Raw genomic sequence first — 5,595 nt, forward strand, 5'->3', positions numbered from 1 at the left:
TACCCTCGTGGTTCTCGGTGGCGGTGTCGGTCTTTGGGCTCCCCAACCCTCGCGATCCGCACCGTCCGGCGGCAGGACTCATATAACCCCTCCGACCTGGAAGCACACCCCCGCCGGGCTGAGAAGCTCCGGGGAAGTGGCGGCCGTTCAAGGTGTCCCGCCCCTGGGGTGGGTCCCGGGCTTGGCTTGGCCTGCTGCGAGCCTTTGTCCTCTGCTGCGATGTTTTGTGCTCTGGTGTGCGGGGAGTACCCGCACACCAGAGCACAAAAGCTCGAAGTAGACCACTAATGCGTGTCGATCGTGGGCCCGCCCACCGCCAAGGTCGGCGCCACCGGCAGATGCCGTCACGACGCCGCCCGCCGTCGGCCGCCGCACTGGCCTCAGGCCAGGCCGCCGGGGTCGGAGCGGACCGACTGAGCGGAGCCGGGGTGGACCCCGGCGCCCGTTCAGCGCCTGTTAAGGGCCTCCTGTTCACGCGTCCTGGACGACGGCGCCAGTTCGGTCCGGGCCGCCCGCGGGTCGCGTGCCCGCAGCCTGTCGATGTAGCGCTGGTACCAGGCCAGCGCCGCGCCGAGGAACACCACCACGCCGCCCACGTTGTAAACCAGCGTAAGCCACAGCGGTTGGTCCAGCGGCGTGGTGCCCGCCACGAACACGAAGGCGAACACCGCCAGCAGGAACACCGTGATCGCCAGCCCCACCGGCCGCGAGCCCATGCGGAACTCCCGGGGTGCGGCGTCGTAGCGCAGGCGCAGCACCAGGTAGGCCAGCAGGATCAGCAGCGGCGGGATCAACGCCGTGGCCGCCGTCATGTTGATGACGATGCCCAGCAGATCATCAATGTTGCTCGATCCCAGCGCCGGAATGATCAGGATCGGCACCACAATGGCGAACTGCAGCCAGGCCGCCCGCCACGGAATGCCCTGCCGGTTCAGTTCCACGAGCCTGCCGCCGAACACACCCGCCGGAATCTCGGAGAAGAAGATCTTCACCGGTGTCGAGGTCCACATCAGCAGCGAGCCGAGCGTGGCCGCGAGCAGTACCAGCCCGACCACCCGGAAGGTGATCGCCGCCGGCACCCCGAAGTGCTCGCCGACCGCCCCCATCACCACGAACAGTCCGTTGGAGTAGTCCAGGCCGCCTGTCGGCACGAACACGTTCATCAGCAGCGAGGCCACCGCGTACAGCAGGCCGATCATCAGGCCCGCCGCCACGATCGTGCGCACGAAGGCCTTGACGCCGCCGCGCAGGTCGTTGAGGAACACGCCCACCGACTCGGCGCCGCCGACGCCCTGGATGATCCAGGCCAGGGTCCCGAGGAAGGCCCAGGTGGTGGCGAAGGAGGAGGTGTCCGGCCGCAGTGCCCGCAGGGTGATCGGGGAGGCGGGCTCCACGCCGCCGATCAGGGCCGCCAGCGAGGCGACGATGAACACGCCCGTGAGTACCAGCACCGCCGACGCGCCGATCGAGGTAATGGTGCCGATCCACTTCGCGCCCTTGGTTGATACCCAGGTGGCCACCGCGAAGATCGCGATGGACAGCGCCGTGATCATCCAGGGGGACATCTCCCTGTCCCCGCCGGTCAGCAGGTAGGAGGTGAACACCAGGATCAGCGGCAGCAGGGAGGCGAAGTAGAAGAGGTTGACGAACCAGTAGCAGAACGCCGTCATGAAGGCCCAGCGCCCGCCCATGGAGGTCTTCACCCACTGGTAGACCCCGGACTCCGAGGACCGGTTCATGGCCACGAACTCGGCGATGATCAGCGTGAATGGAACGAAGTACAGCAGTGTGGCCAGGAAGAAGGCCGGCGCTGACGCCAGGCCGATCGCAACGTTGTTGTTGATGACGTTGCGGATGTTGAAGACGGCCGAGACCGTCATGGTGAGCAGCGCGAACTGGCCGATCCGCGCCCGAGTTTCGGAAGACGAAGACATGGTGCAGTCCCTTGATTCGTGCAGACTCGTGTGCGCTCTCAGGCCGGTGACGACGCTGCGATCCCGGCGGCGCGCACATGAATCGTGCGGTTTGCGGTTGATTGGATGGTGGGTGCACGGCGCCGACGGCGCCTCGGTTCGGTTACTTGTTGGGGAAGGAGGCCTCCTCGACGGTGACGCGGATGATGGCGGCGTCGCCGCTGCCGGGAAGCAGCCGGAACGCCTCGGAGACGTCGACCACGCCGATTCCCCCGGCGGGCACGGTCACCGTCCGCAGCGACTCGGCGGGCTCGTGCACCTCCCTGTCGGTGAGGTCGTCGTAGGGGGTGCGCACGGGGGCGACGGCGACCGGCACCACCTGCACGGTCAGATCGGCGTCGACGGCGTGCAGCACGTTCAGATAGCGGCGTGAGGCCACCAGGCCGTCGCCTACGCCCCAGGCGGCCAGCAGGCGTTGGGTCGAGTCCTTCCAGTAAGTCAGGGAATCGCCCAACGAGTACGCCACAGCGGGCCGGAGCGCGGGCAGGTGGTCGATCGCCTGGCAGGTCCGCAGCCACTTCTTGGCGGCCCCGCGCTCGCGGGCTAGTGAGTCGAGATCGGGGAAGAGCCGCATCGGTTCACGCTCCTGTTCCGGGGGTTGTGGGGGTTTTGGGTGCTGTGCCCGTCCCGGGCAGGCCGGACGCGGACTCACCGGCCCCTCCGGCGGGGGCCACCCCGTCGGCGTCCAGGGGGATCAGATCGAAGGAGAAGGAGAAGTCCTCCAGTCGGATCCGGTAGGTGTCGAGCACCTCCGAGCCCCACGAGTTGGAGCCGAGTCCGAGCACGCGATGGTTGACGTTGACGGTCACGTTCTCCCGAGGTGCCAGGTCGGTGCGGTGGCGGGCGGCATCGATGTCCTGGCACGTCCACGGCCACACCGAGAAGTCGAAGTCCTCCGGCGGCTCGCAGGCGCCCCGCAGCGGGGTGCGGGCCACGGCCAGGCCCGCGCCGTCGGCGTCGGTGAGCGTTAGCCAGCGCACCCCGCCCCGGTTGGCGCAGTCCTGCGGCACCACGTAGGGGGTCTGCATCTCCTCCACGGTGGTGCTCCACCGGCCCACGACGGCGGCCGCGCGGGAGTCCGGGTAGTTCTCGCCCGGGCCCAGCCCCAGCCACTCGACCCGATGGGCGGAGCCGGGGACCTCCCAGGTGAGGCCGATGCGCGGAATGATGTCGTGGTATTCGCCGTAGGCGCGGCCGACGGCGCCGACGCTGACCGTGGAGCCGGTGATCGTGTAGGTCAGGTCCACCTCGAAGCCCAGCTCCTGCGCGGGCGGACCGATGATCTGCGCCACCTCCACGACGGCGGCGTTCTCCTCCCTCCGCAGCACGACCGACCGGGTGGAGGTCTGCATCAGCTGCAGGTTGCGGCCGGTCCACAGCGCATCCGCCTCCTGCTGGTGGTTGTCGATCAGCGGCGTCCAGAAGCCGACGGCGGGCGGTGCCGCCAGCACCGGTCTGCCGCCGCGCACCCAGGAGGTCAGGGCGCCGGTGACGATGTCGAAGCGGAGCTCCTGATCCACTCCGAAGATGACGAGCTCGTCGTCATTCGCCCGCACCTCCATCCGGGAGGCCTCCGTGCGCAGGTGGGCGGCGGCGTCGGGACCGGTCGAGTCGGCGACGACGAACTGGAAGACGCCCAGCTCGTGGCCCCGCGGCGCCCAGGCTGTTGCCGCGGTGGAGCGCACGCGCACCCGCAGGTGGGTGGAGCGGCCCGGCTCGACAGGCACTGGCAGCGCCGTGCCCATCTCCTGCTGCGGTGCGAGCGGCCCCGGTGTGAGACGGTCCAGCGGCTCGGCGACGCCGTCGACGACCCGCTCCAGGTCCAGGACGATGTCGGAGGCGTCGGTGAAGAACCGGCCGTTGCGTACCCGCAGCTCGCCGTCATCCCAACCCACCCCGAGCGGACACAGCAGCTGCTTGTACTCGGTCAGGCCCGGGCTCGGCTCCTGCCAGGGGAAGATGAGCCCGTCGATGCAGAAGTTGGAGTTGTTCGGGTAGTCGCCGTGGTCACCGCCATAGGTGTGGTACTCGCGGCCGTCCTCGGTCATGGCTGCCAGTCCGTGGTCGCACCACTCCCAGATGAACTGGCCCTGGATGGAGTCCCAGCGGTCGATGACCCGCTGATACTCCGCCAGGCCGCCAGGCCCGTTGCCCATCGCGTGCCCGTACTCGCACAGGATGCGCGGCTTGGGGTGCGGGTGCTCGCCGAAGTCGTTCATCTGCGACACGCGCGAGTACATGGTGGAGATCAGGTCCACGCATTCGCCGTCGCGATCCTCCTCGTAGTGCACCGGCCGCGCATCCAGCTGCTTGCAGCGGGCGTACATGGCGCGGATGTTGCAGCCGAATCCGGACTCGTTGCCCAGCGACCAGGCCACGACACAGGCGTGGTTGCGCTCCTGGATCACCAGCCGCTCGATGCGGTCCACGAAGGTCGGCTCCCAGGCGGGGTCATCGGTGATGCGCGCGATGTCGCCGGTGTTCTCGAAGCCGTGGGTCTCCAGGTCCGTTTCGGCCAACACCAGCAGACCCAGCTCGTCGCACATCTCGTAGAAGCGCGGATCGTTGGGGTAGTGGGAGGTGCGCACCGCATTGATGTTGTGCAGCTTCATCAGCTCCAGATCGCGGCGCACCCGTGCCATGCCGACAGCACGGCCGCGACGGTCGTCGTGGTCGTGCCGGTTGACCCCGCGCATCTTGAAGTAGGCGCCGTTCAGCAGCAGCCTGCCATCTACGATGCTCAACTCCGCCAGGCCCAGGCGGTGCGGCACGGTCTCGACGACGGCGCCGTCGGCGTCGTGCACGGACATGACCAGGTCGTACAGGACGGGGGACTCGGGGCTCCAGGTGCGCGCCTCGGGCACGTGCAGGGTGCCGGGGGCGTCGTCGGCGGCGGTGCTCTCCAGGCGGGTGCCGTCCGGGCCGATCAGCGTCAGGCGGACGTCGCGGACGGCGCGGGTGCGCACCGCCACCGTTACGTCGGCGCCGCCGTCGTCGGTCAGGTGCGTGGTGACCTGGAAGTCCTCCAGCCGTGCGGACGGACGGACCATCAGGTAGACGTCGCGGAAGATCCCCGACGCCCACCACATGTCCTGGTCCTCCACGTAGGTGCCGTCGCTGAACTGCTGAACCTTGACAGACAGCAGGTTCGCGCGCCGGGTCAGCAGCTCGGTCACGTCGAACTCGGCGCTGAGCCGGGAGCCCTTGGTCATGCCGACGAACTCGCCGTTGAGGTAGATCTCGGCGTAGGAGTCGACCCCGTCCAGGCGCAGTACCGCCTGCTCGCCCGGGGCCAGGACGGGGCGGAGCAGTTCGCGCTGGTACACGCCCGTCGGATTGTGCGAGGGGACCAGGGGCTGCTTGACCGGGAAGGGGAAGCCCTCGTCGGTGTACTGCAGGGGGCCGTATCCGTCCACCTGCCACAGGTGAGGGACGCGAACCCGCCCCGTATGCAGGACACCCCGTGATTGCAACGAATAGTCGGGGTTGAGCGGTGCTCATGGAACAGGCGTGGAACATCGCTTGGTGGTTGCGTGGCGCCGGGTGCGGGACTCACCGGCTGGCGAAGGGCGTCGAGGGCGCGGCCGCCGTCGCGTGTGTCGTCGAGGTCGAGGGTGGCGGT

At 68.9% G+C, this 5,595-nt stretch carries 3 protein-coding genes; all 3 read right to left on the bottom strand.

Translation table 11 applies throughout. The features are described 5' to 3' along the window. Positions 1-446: 446 nt before the first annotated feature. The 3 genes from BLR49_RS12775 to BLR49_RS12785 all read right to left on the bottom strand — a co-directional run bounded on the left by BLR49_RS12775 (position 447) and on the right by BLR49_RS12785 (position 5,446). On the bottom strand, positions 447-1,934 hold the full coding sequence (locus BLR49_RS12775; RefSeq protein WP_092538222.1) for an amino acid permease: 1,488 nt from the start codon (positions 1,932-1,934) through the stop codon (positions 447-449). A 142-nt stretch (positions 1,935-2,076) separates the two neighbouring features. Beyond that, positions 2,077-2,547, bottom strand: a complete 471-nt coding sequence (locus BLR49_RS12780) for a NanQ anomerase/TabA/YiaL family protein (protein WP_092538224.1) — start codon at positions 2,545-2,547, stop codon at positions 2,077-2,079. A gap of 4 nt (positions 2,548-2,551) precedes the next feature. Next, complete coding sequence (locus BLR49_RS12785; RefSeq protein ID WP_281241827.1) at positions 2,552-5,446, bottom strand: glycoside hydrolase family 2 TIM barrel-domain containing protein; 2,895 nt, start codon at positions 5,444-5,446, stop codon at positions 2,552-2,554. Positions 5,447-5,595: the final 149 nt, after the last annotated feature.

Origin of the sequence: Actinomyces ruminicola, assembly GCF_900103885.1 — a bacterium.
Classification (GTDB): domain Bacteria; phylum Actinomycetota; class Actinomycetes; order Actinomycetales; family Actinomycetaceae; genus Actinomyces; species Actinomyces ruminicola.

Coding starts and splice junctions, on each gene's coding strand:
- BLR49_RS12775 (WP_092538222.1), bottom strand. CDS start 1,934: ATGTCTTCGTCTTCCGAAACTCGGGCGCGGATCGGCCAGTTCGCGCTG.
- BLR49_RS12780 (WP_092538224.1), bottom strand. CDS start 2,547: ATGCGGCTCTTCCCCGATCTCGACTCACTAGCCCGCGAGCGCGGGGCC.